This window comes from Aromatoleum anaerobium (assembly GCF_012910705.2).
Taxonomy (GTDB): Bacteria; Pseudomonadota; Gammaproteobacteria; order Burkholderiales; family Rhodocyclaceae; genus Aromatoleum; species Aromatoleum anaerobium.
In genome coordinates this window covers 47222-65585 of the sequence record NZ_WTVG02000036.1, presented here as the reverse complement: position 1 = coordinate 65585, position 18364 = coordinate 47222, and the positions used below count along the sequence as shown (strand labels likewise).

The 18364-nt window shown below is 65.8% G+C and carries 17 protein-coding genes; 16 read left to right on the top strand and 1 reads right to left on the bottom strand.

Going from position 1 to position 18364, the window contains the following annotated elements; translation table 11 throughout:
- Window positions 1–3: 3 nt before the first annotated feature.
- The 12 genes from GO606_RS04770 to GO606_RS04715 all read left to right on the top strand — a co-directional run bounded on the left by GO606_RS04770 (window position 4) and on the right by GO606_RS04715 (window position 12021).
- The gene (locus tag GO606_RS04770; RefSeq protein ID WP_169117225.1) at window positions 4–186 is read left to right on the top strand and encodes a hypothetical protein; all 183 of its coding nucleotides are present in this window, start codon (window positions 4–6) and stop codon (window positions 184–186) included.
- Window positions 187–239: 53 nt separating this feature from the next.
- Window positions 240–1019: an enoyl-CoA hydratase/isomerase family protein gene (locus tag GO606_RS04765; protein WP_169117224.1), complete on the top strand. Its 780-nt coding sequence runs from the start codon at window positions 240–242 to the stop codon at window positions 1017–1019.
- Window positions 1020–1062: 43 nt separating this feature from the next.
- On the top strand, window positions 1063–2130 hold the full coding sequence (gene had / locus GO606_RS04760; protein WP_169117223.1) for a 6-hydroxycyclohex-1-ene-1-carbonyl-CoA dehydrogenase: 1068 nt from the start codon (window positions 1063–1065) through the stop codon (window positions 2128–2130).
- Window positions 2131–2165: 35 nt separating this feature from the next.
- Window positions 2166–3296: a 6-oxocyclohex-1-ene-1-carbonyl-CoA hydratase gene (gene oah / locus GO606_RS04755; RefSeq protein ID WP_169117222.1), complete on the top strand. Its 1131-nt coding sequence runs from the start codon at window positions 2166–2168 to the stop codon at window positions 3294–3296.
- 140 nt (window positions 3297–3436) lie between these two features.
- The gene (locus GO606_RS04750) at window positions 3437–4183 is read left to right on the top strand and encodes an SDR family NAD(P)-dependent oxidoreductase (protein ID WP_169117221.1); all 747 of its coding nucleotides are present in this window, start codon (window positions 3437–3439) and stop codon (window positions 4181–4183) included.
- A gap of 116 nt (window positions 4184–4299) precedes the next feature.
- Window positions 4300–5901, top strand: coding sequence for a benzoate-CoA ligase family protein (locus GO606_RS04745; RefSeq protein ID WP_169117220.1), 1602 nt, complete (start codon window positions 4300–4302; stop codon window positions 5899–5901).
- A gap of 65 nt (window positions 5902–5966) precedes the next feature.
- Window positions 5967–7154, top strand: coding sequence for an ABC transporter substrate-binding protein (locus tag GO606_RS04740; protein ID WP_169117219.1), 1188 nt, complete (start codon window positions 5967–5969; stop codon window positions 7152–7154).
- An 89-nt stretch (window positions 7155–7243) separates the two neighbouring features.
- Window positions 7244–8110 (top strand): branched-chain amino acid ABC transporter permease, encoded by an 867-nt coding sequence (locus GO606_RS04735; RefSeq protein ID WP_169117218.1) that lies wholly within the window; start codon window positions 7244–7246, stop codon window positions 8108–8110.
- Between the two features lie 2 nt (window positions 8111–8112).
- Window positions 8113–9087: a branched-chain amino acid ABC transporter permease gene (locus GO606_RS04730; RefSeq protein WP_211166485.1), complete on the top strand. Its 975-nt coding sequence runs from the start codon at window positions 8113–8115 to the stop codon at window positions 9085–9087.
- The gene (locus GO606_RS04725; RefSeq protein ID WP_169117217.1) at window positions 9080–9841 is read left to right on the top strand and encodes an ABC transporter ATP-binding protein; all 762 of its coding nucleotides are present in this window, start codon (window positions 9080–9082) and stop codon (window positions 9839–9841) included. Before GO606_RS04730 ends, GO606_RS04725 begins: the two co-directional genes overlap by 8 nt.
- A complete protein-coding gene (locus GO606_RS04720) occupies window positions 9834–10550 on the top strand; it encodes an ABC transporter ATP-binding protein (RefSeq protein ID WP_169117216.1) in 717 nt (238 codons plus the stop codon). Before GO606_RS04725 ends, GO606_RS04720 begins: the two co-directional genes overlap by 8 nt.
- A gap of 112 nt (window positions 10551–10662) precedes the next feature.
- Complete coding sequence (locus GO606_RS04715; protein ID WP_169117215.1) at window positions 10663–12021, top strand: MFS transporter; 1359 nt, start codon at window positions 10663–10665, stop codon at window positions 12019–12021.
- Between the two features lie 43 nt (window positions 12022–12064).
- On the opposite strand, the gene GO606_RS04710 is transcribed toward GO606_RS04715, so the two are convergent.
- Window positions 12065–12961 carry a TetR/AcrR family transcriptional regulator gene (locus tag GO606_RS04710; protein WP_169117214.1) on the bottom strand — a complete coding sequence of 299 codons (897 nt, stop codon included), beginning with the start codon at window positions 12959–12961 and terminating at the stop codon, window positions 12065–12067.
- 276 nt (window positions 12962–13237) lie between these two features.
- Here GO606_RS04710 and GO606_RS04705 point away from each other — a divergent pair, with 276 nt between their 5' ends.
- The 4 genes from GO606_RS04705 to GO606_RS04690 are packed head-to-tail and all read left to right on the top strand — an operon-like array spanning window position 13238 to window position 18338.
- On the top strand, window positions 13238–14380 hold the full coding sequence (locus GO606_RS04705) for an ABC transporter substrate-binding protein (RefSeq protein WP_169117213.1): 1143 nt from the start codon (window positions 13238–13240) through the stop codon (window positions 14378–14380).
- Window positions 14381–14401: 21 nt separating this feature from the next.
- Window positions 14402–16255, top strand: coding sequence for a feruloyl-CoA synthase (locus GO606_RS04700; RefSeq protein ID WP_169117212.1), 1854 nt, complete (start codon window positions 14402–14404; stop codon window positions 16253–16255).
- A 50-nt stretch (window positions 16256–16305) separates the two neighbouring features.
- Window positions 16306–17076, top strand: a complete 771-nt coding sequence (locus GO606_RS04695; RefSeq protein ID WP_169117266.1) for a crotonase/enoyl-CoA hydratase family protein — start codon at window positions 16306–16308, stop codon at window positions 17074–17076.
- Entirely contained in the window at window positions 17073–18338 is a 1266-nt protein-coding gene (locus GO606_RS04690) for a thiolase family protein (RefSeq protein WP_169117211.1), read from the top strand. The genes GO606_RS04695 and GO606_RS04690 overlap by 4 nt, the downstream gene beginning before the upstream one ends.
- The last annotated feature ends 26 nt before the right edge of the window (window positions 18339–18364 follow it).

Below are 18364 nucleotides of genomic sequence, written 5' to 3'. Positions count from 1 at the left end.
GACGTGGGACAAGTCATCGATTTCTGGTCGGCGGAGGAACTCCGCCCGACGATCTCGGCGGAGGCCAAACGCCGCTGCACGAATTGCGGCGCCGACTTGTGGCACATCAGCTGTGACGGCGAAGTGTGCTGTGCGGACTGCGACGCCGTGTGCCCGTACCGCCTGCAGATAAAGAACGAAAACTGAACACGATCCAACCGCACGTCCCGGGAAACGGGAAACGGGAAACGGGAGACAACATGACGCAAGCGCAATTCAAGTTCATCACCTACGGCGTCGCCAATGGCCTGGCGACGCTGACGATCAACCGGCCGCCGTTCAACGTCCTCGACATTCCGACGATGGAAGAGGTCAACGTCGCGCTCGACCAGTGCCTCGCGGCGAGCGACGTCAAGCTGCTGATGATCACCGGCGCCGGTGAAAAGGCGTTCTCGGCCGGTGTCGAGGTCGCGGACCACACGCCGGACAAGGTCGACCGCATGATCGAAGTGTTCCACGGCATTTTCCGCCGCCTGCAGGAGCTGCCCGTGCCGACGCTCGCGGCAGTCAATGGCGCGGCGCTCGGTGGCGGCATGGAAGTGGCGATCGCGTGCGACATGATCGTCGCCGCGGCGAATGCCAAGTTCGGCCAGCCCGAAATCAAGCTCGCGGTGTTCCCGCCGATCGCGGCGGTGCTGCTGCCGCGCTTGGTGCCGCCGGCGCGGGCGATGGAACTGCTGCTCGGCGGCGAGAACATCGCGGCCGAGGAAGCCCGTGCGATCGGACTCGTGAATCGCGTCTTCGCGAAGGAAACTTTCGCCGCCGACGTGCAGGCTTTCGTCGCGCCGTATCTCGCGCTGTCGCGCGCCGCGCTGGTGAGCACGCGCAAGACGATCCGCGCGACCAGCGGCAAGCCGTTCGGGCAGGCGCTCGATGTCGCCGAGAACATCTATCTGAACGAACTGATGGTGACCGAGGATGCGAAAGAAGGCCTTGCCGCTTTCCTCGAAAAGCGCAAGCCGGTGTGGCGTGACCGCTGACCGCTGCGATCGATCGAACGACACTGATCTAATGGAGACAAGCGTGATTCCGCAATTCATCGATACCTGGCAGATGACCGAGCCGGGCAAGCTGCAAAAGACGCGCGTGCCGATGCCCGAACTCGGAGCGGGCGACGTCGTCGTGAAGATCGCCGGCTGTGGCGTGTGCCACACCGACCTGTCGTATTTCTACATGGGCGTGCCGACGGTGCAGAAGCCGCCGCTGTCGCTCGGCCACGAAATCTCCGGCGTCGTCATCGGCGGCGAGGCGTCGATGATCGGCAAGGAAGTCATCGTTCCGGCGGTGATCCCGTGCGGTGAATGCGAGCTGTGCAAGACGGGTCGCGGCAACCGCTGCCTCGCGCAGAAGATGCCGGGCAACTCGATGGGCATCTATGGCGGCTATTCGAGCCACATCGTCGCGCAGTCGAAGTACCTGTGCGTGGTCGAGAACCGCGGCGACACGCCGCTCGAGCATCTCGCGGTGGTCGCCGACGCGGTGACGACGCCCTACCAGGCTGCCGTGCGTGCGGACCTGAAGAAGGACGACCTCGTGATCGTCGTCGGTGCCGCCGGCGGCGTCGGCAGCTTCATGGTGCAGACTGCGAAAGGCATGGGTGCGAAGGCCGTCATCGGCATCGACATCAACGAAGAAAAGCTCGAGATGATGAAGGGCTTCGGCGCCGATTTCATCATCAACCCGAAGGACAAGAGCGCAAAGGAAGTGAAGGAGCTCTTCAAGGGCTTCTGCAAGGAGCGCGGCCTGCCGTCGAACTACGGCTGGAAGATCTTCGAGGTCACCGGCAGCAAGCCCGGCCAGGAGTTGGCGCTGTCCTTGCTGTCCTTCACCGGCAAGCTCGTCATCGTCGGCTACGGCACGGCCGAGACGAACTACATGCTGTCGAAGCTGATGGCCTTCGATGCCGAAATCATCGGCACCTGGGGCTGCCCGCCGGACCGCTATGCCGCCGTGCGCGACATGTGCCTCGACGGCCGCATCCAGCTCGGACCGTTCGTCGAGACGCGCCCGATGAGCCAGATCGAACACGTGTTCGACGAGGCGCACCACGGCAAACTCAAGCGACGCGTCATCCTGACGCCCGATTTCTGAACCACGCTGACCACCGTAAAAACAGGAGACATTTCATGGCACTCGATTGGCTGCCCCGCGACAACGAAATCAAGGATCACGCCCTGCTGGGCGAAGAGCACTTCGGCACCGAGGCTCCCTCGGTCCTGTTCGAGAAGCGCCCGGTGACGGATCCGCAGGGCAACGTGGTTCCCGGCCTGTACGCAGCGTGGATCATTCTGAACAACCCGAAGCAGTACAACTCCTACACCACCGAGATGGTGAAGGCGATCATCGCCGGCTTCCAGCGTGCGTCGTCCGACCGCACGATCGTCGCGGCCGTGTTCACCGCCGTCGGCGACAAGGCGTTCTGCACCGGCGGCAACACCGCCGAGTACGCGTCCTACTATGCACAGCGCCCGAACGAGTACGGCGAGTACATGGACCTCTTCAACGCGATGGTCGATGGCATCCTGAACTGCAAGAAGCCGACGATCTGCCGTGTGAACGGCATGCGCGTTGGCGGCGGCCAGGAAATCGGCATGGCGACCGACCTCACGATCACCTCCGACATGGCGGTGTTCGGTCAGGCCGGCCCGAAGCACGGCAGCGCGCCCGACGGCGGCTCGACCGACTTCCTGCCGTGGATGCTGAACATGGAAGACGCGATGTACAACTGCGTCTCGTGCGAGCCGTGGAGCGCGTACAAGATGAAGGCGAAGAACCTCGTCACGAAGGTCGTGCCGGTGCTGAAAAAGGACGGCGAATGGGTCCGCAACCCGCTGGTCCGCACCGACGCGTATGTCGATGACGGCGAGCTGGTCTACGGCGAGCCCGTCGCAGCCGACAAGGCCAAGGCCGCGAAGGAACTGATCGCGCAATGCACGACCGACTTCGCGAAGCTCGACGAAGCCGTCAATGCGCTGGTGTGGAAGTTCACGAACCTCTTCCCGCAATGCCTGATCAAGTCGATCGAAGGCATTCGCGGCAAGAAGAAGTTCTTCTGGGACCAGCTCAAGACCCCGAACCGCCACTGGCTCGCCGCGAACATGAACCACGAGGCGTACCTCGGCTTCACCGCCTTCAACAACAAGAAGGCAACGGGCAAGGACGTCATCGACTTCATCAAGTTCCGCCAGCTCGTCGCCGAAGGCCATGCGTTCAACGACGCCTTCGCCGAGCAGGTCCTGGCCAAGCCGCAGTCCTAGAGTCAAAAGTCTCTCCCTTCTCGGGGTGGGGGCGACGGTAATCCGTCTTTAACCCACCCCGTTTTTTTTCGCGCGGGAGAGAGCGAAATCCCTGGCTGCACCTAATTCGAACAGTCGCGTCCGCAACAAGGGGAGCAGACATGCAATTGAAGGACAGAGTCGCCATCGTCACCGGCGCCGGGCAGGGCATCGGCGCCACGGTGGCGAGGGCCTACGCCCGCGAGGGCGCGAAAGTGGCGGTGATCGATCTGAACATCGACGCCGCCAATGCCGTTGCGGCCGAGATCGTCGCGAACGGTGGCGAGGCGCTCGGCGTCGCGTGCGACGTGTCGAACCGCGACCAGGTGCTGGCGATGGCCGAGCAGGTCACGGCCAAATGGGGACGCGTCGACATTCTCGTCAACAACGCCGGCATCACGCGCACCGCGATGCTCAACAAGATGACGCCCGAGCAGTGGCAGCAGGTCCTCGGCGTGCATCTGACCGGCGCATTCAACTGTCTTCAGGCGGTCGTTGGCGGCATGATCGAGCGTCAGTACGGCCGCATCATCTACGTCACCTCGACAGCGGGCCTGCTGGGCACGATCGGGCAGATCAACTACAGTGCCGCGAAGGCGGGCATCGTCGGCATGACGATGAGCACCGCGAAGGAGCTCGCGCGCTACAACATCACGGCCAACGCGATCGCACCGGGCGCGGCGACGCCGATGACGGAAACCATCCGCACCGACGAGCGCTTCAAGGAAAAGTATCTCGACCGCATTCCGCTCGGCCGCTGGGCCGAACCGGAAGAGATCGCACCGGTATTCCTGTTCTTCGCCTCCGACGCGTCGAGCTACGTCACCGGACAAATACTGGCAGCTGACGGCGGCATGACGATCCGCTAGCCACTGCGCCACTGCGTGAACGCGCGGCATCGACGCGGCGGGTCGAAACGATTGGGCGGGACTCGGATCGCGTCGGTGAAAGAAATCGTCAATCGAGTCCAATTGGAGAAGAGACCATGCCAGAACTGAGTACCGCAGACCACACGTCGAGCCCCCCGCACATCACGATTCCGCGCGACTACAACGCTGCCCATGACCTGATCGAGCGCAACCTGCGCGCCGGCCGCGGCAACAAGATCGCGGTGATCGACGACGCCGGCCAATACACCTATGCGCAGCTGGCCGAGCGGGTCGACCGCTTCGCCCACGCACTCGGTGAACTGGGCGTGCGCATGGAAGAGCGGGTGTTGCTGTGCCTGCTCGATACGGTCGATTTTCCGGTGGCGTTTCTCGGCTGCATCAAGGCCGGCGTCGTCCCGGTGCCGATCAACACGCTGCTGACCGCGTCCGACTACAGCTACATGCTGCGGGACAGCCGCGCCCGCGTGCTGGTGGTGTCGTCGCTGCTGCTGCCGGCGTTCGCGAATGCGATCGAGCAGAGCCCGTTCGTCAAGAACGTCGTCGTATCCGGCGGAGATGAAGGCGTCAGGGGCAGCCATCTCGATTTTGCCGATCTCGTGGCCGCACCGCGCCCGCCGTTCGAAGCCGCGCCGACGTGTGCCGACGACCCCTGTTTCTGGCTGTACTCGTCGGGCTCGACGGGTGCGCCGAAGGGGACGGTCCATCTGCATTCGAGCCTGATCAACACGTTCGAGCTGTACGCGCGGCCGATCCTCGGCGTGCAGGAAAGCGACGTCGTGTTCTCCGCCGCCAAGCTGTTCTTCGCCTACGGTCTGGGCAACGGCCTGACTTTTCCGCTGGCGGCGGGCGCGACGGCAGTGCTGATGGCTGAACGCCCGACGCCCGCGTCCGTCTCCCGCGTGCTGCGCCAGCACCAGCCGACGGTGTATTGCGGCGTGCCGACGCTGTACGCGTCGATGCTCGCCAGCCCGGAACTTCCCGGGCGCGATGAAGTATCGATCCGCCGCTGCGCCTCCGCGGGCGAAGCCCTGCCGGCCGAAGTGGGCAAGCGCTGGACGGAGCACTTCGGCGTCGAGATCCTCGACGGCCTCGGGTCGACCGAGATGCTGCACATCTTCCTGTCGAACCGGCACGGCGAGGCGCGCTACGGCACCAGCGGAAAGCCGGTGCCCGGCTATGAGCTTCGCCTCATCGGCGACGACGGCGAAGAAGTTGCGCCCGGCGAATCCGGCGAACTGCAGGTGCGCGGGCCGACCAGCGCGGCGTTCTACTGGAACAACCGCAGCAAGAGCCGCGACACCTTCATGGGGCAGTGGACGCGCAGCGGCGACAAGTACAGCCAGGACGCGGACGGCAACTTCGCCTACGCGGGCCGCAACGACGACATGCTCAAGGTGGGCGGCATCTACGTGTCGCCGATCGAGGTCGAGTCTGCGCTGATCACTCACGAGGCGGTGCTCGAAGCGGCGGTCGTCGGCAAGGCCGACGTCGACGGCCTGATCAAGCCGCTCGCGTTCGTCGTGCTCAAGCCCGGCTTGCGCCCGTCGACCGGCCTCGGCGACGAACTCAAGCTGCACGTGAAATCGAAACTCGCGCCGTACAAGTATCCGCGCTGGCTCGAATTCGTCGACGAATTGCCGAAAACCGCGACCGGAAAAATCCAGCGATTCAAGCTGCGCGCCGCGTCCTCCGTGTAACATCACGATCCAAATAAAAAACGTAACGCGCCGAATGAGCGGCCAATCACCGGAGGAGTGTTGCCATGAGTCATGAAGTCAATCGTCGCCAGTTTCTTCTGTCCAGCGCCGCGGTCGCGGCAGGCCTGGCGCTGCCGTCTGCGCCGTTGTTCGCGCAGGGCGCGAGGAAAGTGCGGGTCGGGCTGATGCTGCCTTATACCGGCACCTACGCGGCGCTCGGCAATGCGATCACCAACGGTTTCAAGCTGGCGGTCGAGCAGGGCGGCGGCAAGCTCGGTGGGAGCGAGGTCGAATACTTCACCGTCGACGACGAGTCGGATGCGGCGAAGGCGCCGGAGAATGCGAACAAGCTGATCAAGCGCGACAACGTCGACGTGCTCGTCGGCACGGTGCACTCCGGTGTCGCGCTGGCGATGGCGCGCGTGGCGCGCGAGACCAAGTCCTTGCTGATCGTGCCGAACGCCGGCGCCGACGAGATCACCGGCCCGCTGTGCGCGCCGAACATCTTCCGCACCTCGTTCTCGGCGTGGCAGCCGGCCTATGCGATGGGCAACGTGATGGCCGAGCGCAAGCACAAGAACGTCGTCACGCTGAGCTGGAAGTATTCGTTCGGCGAGCAGTCGGTGGCGGGTTTCAAGGAAGCGTTCGAGAAGGCCGGCGGCAAGGTCGTCAAGGAGCTGTACCTGCCGTTCCCGAACGTCGAGTTCCAGCCGTACCTGACCGAAATCGCGGCGCTCAAGCCGGACGCGGTGTTCGTGTTCTTCGCCGGCGGCGGCGCGGTCAAGTTCGTCAAGGACTACGCGGCGGCAGGACTCAAGAGCACGATCCCGCTGTACGGATCGGGCTTCCTCACCGACGGCACGCTCGAGGCCCAGGGCGATGCCGCCGAGGGCCTGCTGACGACGCTGCATTACGCCGACGGCCTGGATATCCCGAAGGACAAGGAGTTCCGCGCTGCCTACGCATCCGCGTTCAAGATGCAGCCGGACGTCTATGCGGTGCAGGGCTATGACGCCGCCCAGCTCTTCGCCGCAGGCCTTGCGGCCGTCAAGGGTGACGTCGGCAAGCGCGACGAGCTGGTCAAGGCGATGGAGTCCGCGACGATCGACAGCCCGCGCGGGAAGTTCACGCTGTCGAAGGCCCACAACCCGGTGCAGGACATCTACCTGCGCAAGGTCGAGGGGAAGGAAAACAAGGTCGTGGCGGTGGCAGCGAAGGCGCTGGCCGACCCGGCGCGCGGCTGCCGCATGTAATCCTCTCTGTGCGGGGCCGCATCTGCGGCTCCACCCCCTCGCCTCGCCGTCATCCGGGCGCCTTCGCGGCGGCCCGGACTGGAGCCTTCATGGACTTGACGACCTTCCTGATTCAGCTACTGAATGCGTTGCAGTACGGGTTGCTGCTGTTCCTCGTCGCCAGCGGACTGACCCTGATTTTCGGCATCATGGGCATCATCAACCTCGCCCACGGCAGCTTCTACATGATGGGCGCCTACATGGCGTTCGCGCTGACCTCGGCGACGGGCAATCTCTTCGTCGCGATCCTCCTCGGCATCGCGCTCAGCGCGCTGATCGGATTCCTGCTCGAGTGGGGACTGTTCAGCCGGCTCTACAAGCGGGACCACCTCGATCAGGTGCTGCTGACCTACGGCCTGATCCTGGTGTTCGAGGAGATACGCAGCATGATTGTCGGCGACGACGTGCACGGCGTGCGGATTCCCGAGATGCTTTCGGCGTCGATCCAGCTCAGCGAGACCCTCAGCTATCCCGTATATCGGCTGTTCATGTCGGCGGTCTGTATCGTGCTCGCGGTGCTGATGTACTGGCTGATCCGCCACACCCGGCTCGGCATGATGATTCGCGCGGGCAGCAGCAACCGCGAGATGGTCCAGTCGCTCGGCATCAACATCGATCTCATCTACCGCCTCGTGTTCGCGCTCGGCGTCACGCTCGCCGCGTTCGCCGGCATGCTCGCGGCGCCGGTGTCGTCGGTCTATCCGGGCATGGGCAACCAGGTGCTGATCATCTGTTTCGTCGTCGTCGTCATCGGCGGCGTCGGTTCGGTATGGGGCGCGCTCGTCGCGGCGCTGCTGATCGGCCTCGCCGACACGTTCGGCAAGGTCATCATCCCCGACTACGCCGGACTGACCGTCTATCTGCTGATGGCCGCGGTGCTGCTGTGGCGGCCCGAAGGCATCTTCCGGAGGATATGACCATGTCTTCAGCCATCAAGACCCCGCGCGCCGCCCTGCTGGCGACGCTGCTGGTGCTGTCGGTTTTCCCGTTGTTCGGCTCGGACTACTACAGTGAACTGCTGACGAAGATCATGATCATGGCGATCTTCGCCATGAGCCTCGACCTGCTGGTCGGTTTCACCGGCCTCGTCAGCTTCGGCCACGCCGCGTTCTTCGGCATCGCCGCGTATGCGGTGGTGCTGGTGTCGCCGCAGTACGACCCGTCCAGCCTGTGGCTCGTGCTGCCGGCTGCGGTGCTCGCAGCGGCCGTCGCCGCGTTCGTCGTTGGCCTGTTCGTGCTGCGCACGAAGGGGATCTATTTCATCATGGTGACGCTCGCGTTCGCCCAGATGATCTACTTCGTGTTCCACGACTCTCCGCTCGGCGGCGGGTCGGACGGCGTGTTCATCAACTTCAAGCCGGAACTGCGGATCGGCGAGACGCAGCTGCTCGACCTCGGCGACGCAGGGCACTTCTACTACGTCGTGCTGCTGCTGCTGGTCGCGACGTACGTGTTCCTGCGCATCCTGTTGCGCTCGCCGCTCGGGCACGCGCTCGCCGGGATCAAGAGCAACGAGCACCGCATGCTGTCGCTGGGCTTCCCGGTGTTCCTGTACAAGCTCGCCGGTTTCGTCATCGCGGGCGCGCTGGCCGGCGTGGCCGGGTTCCTCTCGGCGTGCCAGTTCGGCTTCGTGACGCCGGAGATCCTGTCGTGGCACCAGTCGGGCAACGTGCTGCTGATGGTGATTTTGGGCGGCATGGGCACCCTCAACGGTGCTGCGATCGGCGCGTTCGCGTTCGTCGTGCTGCAGGAGGTGTTCTCGGCGCTGACCAAGCACTGGCAGTTCCTGATGGGCACGGTGATCGTTCTGGTGGTGATGTTGCTGCCGGGCGGCCTGGCGAGCCTGACGCAGCGGCTGCGCCGCCTGCTTCTGGGAGGTGGCTCGAATGGGTGAATTGGTACTGGCTGCGCGCGGCCTGTCGCGCCAGTTCGGCGGGTTGGCCGCAAACAAGGACGTGTCGCTCGACATGCATCGCGGTGAACTGCACGCGGTGCTGGGGCCGAACGGCGCCGGGAAATCGACGCTGATCAACCTGCTGTCGGGCGATCTGCCGCCGTCGGGCGGGCAGATTCTCTACCGCGGGCAGGATATTTCGGGCTGGAGCCCGGACCGGCGCTCGCGCGCCGGGATCGGGCGCAGCTACCAGCGCACGAACATCTTCCCGGCGTTCACGGCGTTCGAAAACTGCCGGCTCGCGGCGCAGTCGCGCACGCCGCGGGCATTGCATATCTTCTCGCGGGCACAGAACTACGACGACCTGCGCAGCGCGGCCGATCGTGCGCTCGAACAGGCCGGACTCGCGGCGCGGCGCGACATCGTCGCCGCGACGCTGAGCCATGGCGAGCAGCGCCAGCTCGAGATCGCGATGGTGCTCGCGACCGCGCCGTCGGTGCTGCTGCTCGACGAGCCGCTCGCCGGCATGGGTTCGGAGGAGTCGCAGCTGATGGTGACGCTGCTGCAGAAGCTGTCGGCCGATCACGCGATCCTGCTCGTCGAGCACGACATGGACGCGGTGTTCGCGGTCGCGGACGTCATTACCGTGATGGTGACCGGGCAGGTGCTCGAGAGCGGGCCGCCGGATCAGATCCGCGCGAGCCTCGCGGTGCAGGAAGCCTACCTGGGCGGAGGAGAACCCGACGATGAGTGAAACCTTGCTGGAAGCCGAAGGCCTTCATTCCTTCTACGGCAGCAGCCACATCCTGCACGGCATCGATTTTGTCGTGCGCCGCGGCGAGACGATCGGGCTGATGGGCCGCAACGGCATGGGCAAGACGACGCTGATCCGCAGCATGCTCGGCCACGTTCGCCCGCGCCACGGCCGCGTCGCAGTGCGCGGCAAGACGATGACCGGTTCGGCGCCGTATCTGATCGCGCGCAAGGGCATCGCCTACGTGCCGGAAGGGCGGGGCATCTTCCCGAACCTTTCGGTGCGGGAAAACCTGCTGATGGCCGCCAAGCCGGGTATCGACGGACGCCGGGACTGGACGTACGAGCGGGTGCTGGAGACCTTTCCGCGCCTCGGCGAACGGCTGACAAACGGTGGCGGGCAGCTCTCCGGCGGCGAGCAGCAGATGCTGACGATCGGCCGCGCGCTGATGACGAACCCGGACGTGCTGATCCTCGACGAGGCGACCGAAGGCCTGGCGCCGCTGATCGCGAAAGAGATCTGGTACATCGTCCGCCAGATCCGCGCGACCGGCATCGCGACGATCGTCATCGACAAGAACCACGCCGCGGTGACGTCGATTTCGGATCGCAACGTGATCCTCGTCAAGGGCAAGGTCGCGTTCGAAGGCTCGAGCGCGGAGCTGCGCGCGCAGCCGGAACTCCTGCACAAGCATCTCGGCGCAGGCTGACGCGATTCGACGCGGGCCGCACGGCGCGCACCGTGCGGCGAATTCGATATTGATCCCGCCGACACCTCACGAAGCGGCGTGGCACAGGATTTAACCAACAGGAGACAGGGCAATGCGGAAAATCGATGTTCACGAGTTGATCGACAAGGCGAAATTCAACCGCTTTCACTGGCAGGTGCTGTTCTGGTGTGCGCTGATCATCATTTTTGACGGCTACGACCTGGTGATCTACGGCGTCGTGCTGCCGGTGCTGATGAAAGAGTGGGACCTGACGCCGCTGCAGGCCGGCACGCTCGGCAGCTACGCGCTGTTCGGGATGATGTTCGGGGCGCTGATCTTCGGCCCGTTGTCCGACCGGTTCGGGCGCAAGCGGGTGATCGCGATCTGCGTCGTGCTGTTCAGTTTCTTCACGTTCATAAACGGCTTCGCGACGACGCCGACCGAGTTCGCGATCTGCCGCTTCCTCGCCGGGCTGGGTATCGGCGGGGTGATGCCGAACGTGGTCGCGCTGATGACCGAGTACTCGCCGAAAAAGCTGCGCACGACGCTGGTCGCGATCATGTTCAGCGGCTATTCGGTGGGCGGCATGCTGTCGGCCGGCCTCGGCATGTACCTGATCCCGAATTTCGGCTGGCCGTCGGTGTTCTTCGTCGCCGGCATTCCGCTGCTGCTGCTGCCGGTGATCCTCTACGCGCTGCCGGAGTCGATCGGCTTCCTGCTGCATGCGAAGCGCGATGCCGAAGCGGGCGTACTGCTCGGCAGGGTCGAGCCGAACTTCGCGGCGCGGATCGGCGACCGCTACGAGATGCCGACCGGCAAGACCGCCCACGTGTCGCTGGTCGCGCTGTTCAAGAACGGACGCGCATTGAGCACGCTGATGTTCTGGCTGGCGTTCTTCATGTGCCTGCTGATGGTGTACGCGCTCGCGTCCTGGCTGCCGAAGCTGATGACCCAGGCGGGCTACGGGCTCGGCTCGAGCCTGTCGTTCCTGCTGGTGCTCAATTTCGGTGCGATTTTCGGCGCCGTCGGGGGCGGCTTCATCGCCGACCGGCTGCACCTGAAGACCGTGCTGATGGTGTTCTTCGTCATCGCCGCGTTCTCGATCAGCCTGCTCGGTTTCAAGAGCCCGACTGCCGTGCTCTACCTGCTGGTGGCCGCGGCCGGCGCGACGACGATCGGATCGCAGATCCTGCTCTATGCGTACGTCGCGCAGTTCTACCCGATGGCGATCCGCTCGACCGGCATCGGCTGGGCCTCCGGCGTCGGGCGCAGCGGCGCGATCGTCGGTCCGATCCTCGGCGGCACGCTGCTCGGCATGGCGATGCCTCTGGAATACAACTTCATGTTCTTCGCGATCCCCGGCGCGATCGCGGCGTTCGCGGTATCGCTGGTCGCCCGCAGCGCGGCGCACGCTCCGACGGAGGAGCTGCCGCTGCCGTTCGCCGCGGAATCGGGCGCCATTTCCGATTGAGCCCGCCGCGCGCCGCGTTCGCGCGGCGCGCGGGCAGCGCCCGCTACCGCGGGCTGGTGCCCCAGCGCAGCATTCCCACCATCGTCGCCGCGATTTCCTGCGGCGACCGCCGCCCCTCGCGGTACCACAGGTATACCCAGTTCATCGCGCCGAGCAGCGTCAGCCGCAGCAGCGAGCGGTCGGTGCCCGGCGCGACGGGCAGGGCGTCGATGAGCCCGCGGTACAGATCTTCGTAAGCGTCGCGCACCGGCCGGATTTTTGCCAGCAGCGTATCGTGGCCGATCAGCGCCAGGCTGTGGCCGGTTACGCGGTGCACCGGCGAGCCGCCGACGATGAGATGCACATGCACCTCGCACGCGCGCGTGAGGCGTTCCCACGGGTCGCTCGCGCTGTCGACGGCGCGCTGCACCGCTTCCATGACGTCGCGGAAACCTTCGCGGTGCACCGCCAGATACAACTCATCCTTCGACGCGAAGTGGTGATAGACCGATCCGGCGAGCAATCCGGCCTTGTTCGCGATATCGCGGATCGAGGCACGGTCGTAGCCCTGTTCCGAAAACAGTTCGGCAGCCGCGTTGAGGATCACCTGGCGCCGGTCCAGCGGCTCGTCATGCGCCCCGGCCTCACCTCCGGACGGCCCGCGGGCCGCCTGCGCGCTCAGCGTCGCGCGCTCGAGCAGCCGGCGCTGGCCGTCGCTCAGTGCCGCGAGGCCGCGATCCGAATCGCGCATCAGTGCCTGCAGACGCTTCGCCGCCGTCTCCAGCCCGTGTTTCTGCCACAGGTAGCGCACGCCGGACGCTGAAATCCGCATCCCCGAGCGCCCCAGCCGCGCCGCCACCGCAGCCTGCCCGAGCTCGGGCTCCTCCCGCGCCAGCCGCAGTATCGCCTGCTCGGGGTCGAGTTCTGGCGTGTCGTCAGCGGAAGTCGTTTTCGGTGCCATCCGGAATCCTGCAGTGCATCGGGGCCGCAATGATAGCGAGCAATGGCCGGGGACGCCCCTGCATAACGGGTGCCTGCGTCGCGTCGAATCGTCGCGTGCTGCAGTCCGTCCGCTTTGCAGCATCCTCTGACAAACTACTTGAACAAGTGTTTGACAAGATGGTTCGGCATTGCTAACTTTGCGACACGCCGACATCTTTCGGCGCGATACCCAGAGCGGTCCAGCCGCCGTTCGATTGACCCGGGGAAGTCCGGAGTCAGAACCAGAGGAGTGACCATGCAAGTCAAGAAGCTCGCAGTCCTGTGCTCGTTCGCGTCGCTGTCGTTCGTTCAACCGGCTGTCGCCGATATCACGGTGGGTGTTTCACTGTCGGCGACCGGCCCCGGTGCCTCGCTCGGCATTCCCGAGAAAAACGTCTTCGCGCTGCTGCCGACGCAGATCGCAGGGGAAAAAATTCACTACATCGTGCTGGACGACGCGACCGATCCGTCGATCGCGACGAAGAATGCGCGCAAGCTGGTCACGGAAAGCAGCGTCGACGTGCTGGTTGGTTCGTCGACGACGCCGGCCACCGCCGCGATGGCCGAAGTCGCTACAGAGAGCGGGACGCCGCAGGTCGCGATCAGTCCGGTATCGCTGCCCGGGGACCGCAACAAATGGGTGTTCCGTACGCCGCAGCAGAACAGCGTGATGGCCGATGCGCTGCTTGCACATATGAAAGCCACCGGGGTGAAGACGCTCGGCTTCATCGGCTTTTCCGACGCCTACGGCGAAGACTGGCTCGGCGCTGTGAAGAGCCGCGCCGAGGCGACGGGCATCAAAATGGTGGCGGTCGAGCGTTACGCGCGTGCCGACACCTCAGTCAGCGGGCAGGTGCTGAAGCTGGTCGCGGCGCGGCCCGACGCGGTGCTGGTGGTGGGCTCCGGAAGCCCCGCCGCACTACCGCAGACGACGCTCGGGGAGCGCGGGTACAAGGGGCAGATCTACCAGACGCACGCGGCCGCGAGCCAGGCTTTCCTGAAAGTCGCCGGCAAGGCCGCCGAGGGCGTGATCATGCCGGTCGGACCGGTCGTCGTCGTGGACCAGGTGCCGGACACGCACCCGTCGAAAACCGCCGGGCACGAGCTCGTGCGCAAGTACGAAGCCGCCTACGGCGCGGGCTCGTTCTCGTCGTTCGCGGGACATGCGTTCGATGCGTTCCGCCTCATTGAACAGGCAATCCCGGTCGCGCTGAAGGCAGCCAGGCCGGGCACGCCTCAGTTCCGTGCGGCGCTGCGGGACGCGATCGAGTCGAACAAGGAGGTCGTCGGCAGCCACGGCGTGTTCAACATGAGTCCTGCGGACCATTTCGGTCTCGACGAACGCTCGCACGTGCTCGTGAAGATCGAGAGCGGTGCATACAAGATGATCCCGCAGTAACCGGACCGGGCGGAAAATCCCATGAGCACCGTGATATCCGATATCGACGCGATGTTCGCCCGGCCGGTCGTGAACGTCGAGGCGCGCCCGGACGGCAGCCGCATCCTGCGTTCGGGGATTCCCTTGCCGGACAGCTATGCGCGCTGTGTCGGCGAGTGGCTCGAACGCTGGGCGCGCGACACGCCCGAGCGCCTGTTCCTCGCCGAGCGCAACGCGGCCGGCGAGTGGGACCGGGTCAGCTATGGCGAAGCGCGGCGCCGCGTCGTCGCGATCGCGACCTGGCTGCTCGGCCAGAACCTGTCGGCCGAGCGGCCGGTCGCGATCCTCTCCGACAACTCGATCGAGCATGCGCTGCTGATGCTCGCGGCGATGCACATCGGCGTGCCGTCGTGCGCGATCTCGTCGGGCAACTCGCTGATGTCGAAGGACTTCGCCAAGCTGAAGGCGAACATCGAGCTGCTGCGGCCGGGCGTCATCTATGCCGGTCCGGTCGGGCGTTTCGCTGCCGCGATCGATGCGATCGGACCGCTGCACGACGGCGTCGTCGTCGCCGGGGGCGGCAGCGAATCGGCCGCTGGCTACTTGCGGTTCGCCGATATCGAGGCGGAAAGCGACGAGGCCGCGGTGATGGATGCATATGCCCGCATCACCCCGGACACGATCGCGAAGTTCCTGTTCACGTCGGGCTCGGTTGGCACGCCGAAAGCGGTCATCAACACCCAGCGCATGCTGTGTGCGAGCCAGCTCGCGAAGGAGCTGGTGTGGCCTTTCCTGGTCGACGAGCCGCCGCTGCTGATGGAATGGCTGCCGTGGAGCCACACTTTCGGCAGCAACCACAACTTCAACATGGTGCTGCGCTTTGGCGGCAGCATGTATCTCGACGACGGCAAGCCGACGCCGGCGCTGCTCGACCGGACGCTGCGCAACCTGCGCGACGTCTCGCCGACGATCTATTTCAGCGTGCCGCGCGCGTTCGACATGCTGGTGCCGGTGCTGCGTCGCGACAAGGCGCTGCGCGACAGCTTCTTCAAGCGCCTGAAGCTGATTTTCTACGCCGGCGCCGCGCTGCCGCAGCACCTGTGGGCCGAGCTGGAGAACCTCTCCGAGGAAGCGACCGGCCGCCGCGTCACGATGGTGTCGTCGTGGGGCTCGACCGAGACTTCGCCGCTCGCGACCGACTGTCACTTCCAGGCGGTGCGCTCGGGCGTCATCGGCGTGCCGGTGCCCGGCACCGAACTGAAGCTGGTGCCTTCGGCCGACAAGCTCGAAGTGCGGGTCAGAGGGCCGAACGTGTTCCCCGGTTACTGGAAGCAGCCTGAGCTGACGGCGAAATCCTTCGACGACGAAGGCTTCTACCTGATCGGCGACGCGGTCGAGTTCGTCGATCCGGCGCATCCGGAACAGGGCCTGCTGTTCGACGGTCGCGTCGGCGAGGACTTCAAGCTGCTGACCGGCACCTGGGTGCATGTCGGAGCGCTGCGCGTGAAGGCCATCGACGCGCTCAAGCCCGTCGCGCAGGACATCGTCGTCACCGGCCACGACCGCGACGACATCGGTCTGCTGGTGTTCCCCAACATTCCCGAGTGCCGTTCCCTGTGCCCGGGCCTGCCTGCCGATGCGCCGGTCGAGCAGGTGCTGTCGAACCCGGCGGTGCTCGCCCGCGTGCGCCTCGGCATGGCGGCGATGACGCAGGCGGGCGGCGGCTCGTCCATGTGTCCGACCCGCGCACTGCTGATGGCCGAGCCGCCGTCGGTCGAAGCCGGCGAGATCACCGACAAAGGCTACATCAACCAGCGCGCGGTCCTGACCCGGCGCAGCGACCTCGTCGAATCCCTGTACGCGGCGATGCCGGACAAGTCCGTCGTTACCGTGTAGCCGGACGCCGACCGGAGAATTTCGGCATGAATCACGAAAGGATCATTTTGATGACCGAACAACTGGTAAGAACCTCGTATGAGGACGACATCTACACCGTTACGCTGGCGCGCCCCGCCAAGCGCAACGCAATCAGCGACCGCCTGCTGGCCGCGATCGACGAAGCTTTCGCGACCGTCCCCGACGACGCGCGAGTTATCGTGCTGGCTGGTGACGGCGAGCATTTCTGCGCCGGCCTCGACTTGACCGAGCACCAGCACCGCGAGCCTTTCGGCGTCATGAAGCACTCGCAGGGCTGGCACCGCGTGTTCAGCCGCATCCAGAACGGCGGCATTCCGGTCGTTGCCGCGCTGCACGGCGCGGTCATCGGCGGCGGCCTCGAGCTGGCGGCCGCGACCCACGTGCGCGTCGCCGAGCCGAACACGATCTACCAGCTGCCCGAAGGGCGCCACGGCATCTTCGTCGGCGGCGGCGCCTCGGTGCGGGTCGCGCGGATCCTCGGCGCCGGGCGGATGGGCGAAATGATGCTGACCGGACGCATCCTCGATGCCGACGAAGGCCAGCGCCTCGGCCTGTCGCATTACCTCGTCGGCCCCGGCGAAGCGCTCGCGAAGGCGCAGCAGCTCGCGCGCCGGATTGCCGAGAACGCCCCGATGGCGAACTGGGCGATGGTCACATCGATCGCCCGCATCGAGAACATGGCGGCCGACGACGGCTTCTTCGTCGAGTCGCTGACCGCCGCGGTCACGCAGACCGGCCCGGAAGTCGCCGAGCGCATCGGCCAGTTCCTGCAGCGCAAAGGTCAGGGAGCACAGCGATGAATACAACGAATTCCTACGCCGCGTCGCAAGCCGCGGCCCATGTCGCGCGCTATGACGACATCTGGCTCGTCGCCGGCAGCCGCACGCCTTTCGCCGACTACAACGGCGTGCTGCGCGACGTGTCGCCGACCGATCTCGGCATTTTCGCGGCGCGTGCGCTGTTCGACAGGAGCGGCATCCCGGCCACTGAGATCGACGCGATCGTCGCCGGCAACATGGCGCAGGCGAGCTTCGACGCGTATTTCCTGCCGCGCCACATCGGCCTGTATTCGGGCGTAGATCCCGCGGTGCCGGCATTACTCGTGCAGCGGCTGTGCGGCACCGGCTTCGAGACGATCATCGCCGCCGCCGACCAGATCACGCTCGGCAAGGCGAAAGTCGCGCTGTGTGTCGGCACCGAGTCGATGTCGCGCAACCCGATCGCCGCGTACACGCACCGCGCCGGTTTCCGCATGGGCCAGCTCGATTTCCGCGACTTCCTGTGGGAAGCGACGAAGGACACTGCGCCCGGCGCGAGCATGGGCGACACCGCCGAGAACCTTGCAAAGCGCTACGGCATTTCGCGCGAGGAGGTCGACCGCTTCGCCGAGCAGAGCTTTGCACGCGCCGTCGCGGCGTGGGAGTCGGGCTGGTTCGCCGGCGAGGTGACGCCGGTCGTCAATGCGAAATGGGAATTCGACGGCTACAACGCCCGGTCGCTGAAGCTCGCCGACCGCGCTGAAGTGTGCGATCGGGACGGCCATGTGCGCCCGACGTCGTTCGACGCGCTGCAAAAACTGAAACCGGCGTTCGGCGGCGTGCAGACCGGCGGCAACAGTTCGGCAATCGTCGACGGCGCCGCTGCGGTGATCGTCGCGCACGGCGACTGGGTGCGCGCGCACGGCATCCGCCCGCTGGCGCGCATCGTCGCGGCAGCGTCGGTGGCGGTGCCGCCGGAGATCATGGGCATCGGGCCGGCGCCGGCGATCCGTGCCGCAGCGGCGAAGGCCGGACTCACCGTCGGCGAGTTCGGGCGCGTCGAGATCAACGAAGCCTTCGGCGCGCAATATCTCGCGTGCGAGCGCGAACTGGGGCTCGACCGCGAGCGTGCCAACGTGCATGGCGGCGCAATCGCGATCGGCCATCCGCTGGGTGCGTCCGGCGTGCGGCTGACGACGACGGTGGCGCGCGCGCTGCAGGAGGCGCGGCTGCAGTTCGGCGTGTCGTCGGCGTGCTGCGGCGGCGGCCAGGGTGTCGCGATCGTCGTCGAGAACGCCGGCTGAACGACCGGTCGCAGAAAAGGGGAAAA

Coding starts and splice junctions, on each gene's coding strand:
- GO606_RS04765 (WP_169117224.1), top strand. CDS start 240: ATGACGCAAGCGCAATTCAAGTTCATCACCTACGGCGTCGCCAATGGC.
- oah (WP_169117222.1), top strand. CDS start 2,166: ATGGCACTCGATTGGCTGCCCCGCGACAACGAAATCAAGGATCACGCC.
- GO606_RS04750 (WP_169117221.1), top strand. CDS start 3,437: ATGCAATTGAAGGACAGAGTCGCCATCGTCACCGGCGCCGGGCAGGGC.
- GO606_RS04745 (WP_169117220.1), top strand. CDS start 4,300: ATGCCAGAACTGAGTACCGCAGACCACACGTCGAGCCCCCCGCACATC.
- GO606_RS04740 (WP_169117219.1), top strand. CDS start 5,967: ATGAGTCATGAAGTCAATCGTCGCCAGTTTCTTCTGTCCAGCGCCGCG.
- GO606_RS04735 (WP_169117218.1), top strand. CDS start 7,244: ATGGACTTGACGACCTTCCTGATTCAGCTACTGAATGCGTTGCAGTAC.
- GO606_RS04730 (WP_211166485.1), top strand. CDS start 8,113: ATGTCTTCAGCCATCAAGACCCCGCGCGCCGCCCTGCTGGCGACGCTG.
- GO606_RS04725 (WP_169117217.1), top strand. CDS start 9,080: ATGGGTGAATTGGTACTGGCTGCGCGCGGCCTGTCGCGCCAGTTCGGC.
- GO606_RS04720 (WP_169117216.1), top strand. CDS start 9,834: ATGAGTGAAACCTTGCTGGAAGCCGAAGGCCTTCATTCCTTCTACGGC.
- GO606_RS04715 (WP_169117215.1), top strand. CDS start 10,663: ATGCGGAAAATCGATGTTCACGAGTTGATCGACAAGGCGAAATTCAAC.
- GO606_RS04710 (WP_169117214.1), bottom strand. CDS start 12,961: ATGGCACCGAAAACGACTTCCGCTGACGACACGCCAGAACTCGACCCC.
- GO606_RS04705 (WP_169117213.1), top strand. CDS start 13,238: ATGCAAGTCAAGAAGCTCGCAGTCCTGTGCTCGTTCGCGTCGCTGTCG.
- GO606_RS04700 (WP_169117212.1), top strand. CDS start 14,402: ATGAGCACCGTGATATCCGATATCGACGCGATGTTCGCCCGGCCGGTC.
- GO606_RS04695 (WP_169117266.1), top strand. CDS start 16,306: ATGACCGAACAACTGGTAAGAACCTCGTATGAGGACGACATCTACACC.
- GO606_RS04690 (WP_169117211.1), top strand. CDS start 17,073: ATGAATACAACGAATTCCTACGCCGCGTCGCAAGCCGCGGCCCATGTC.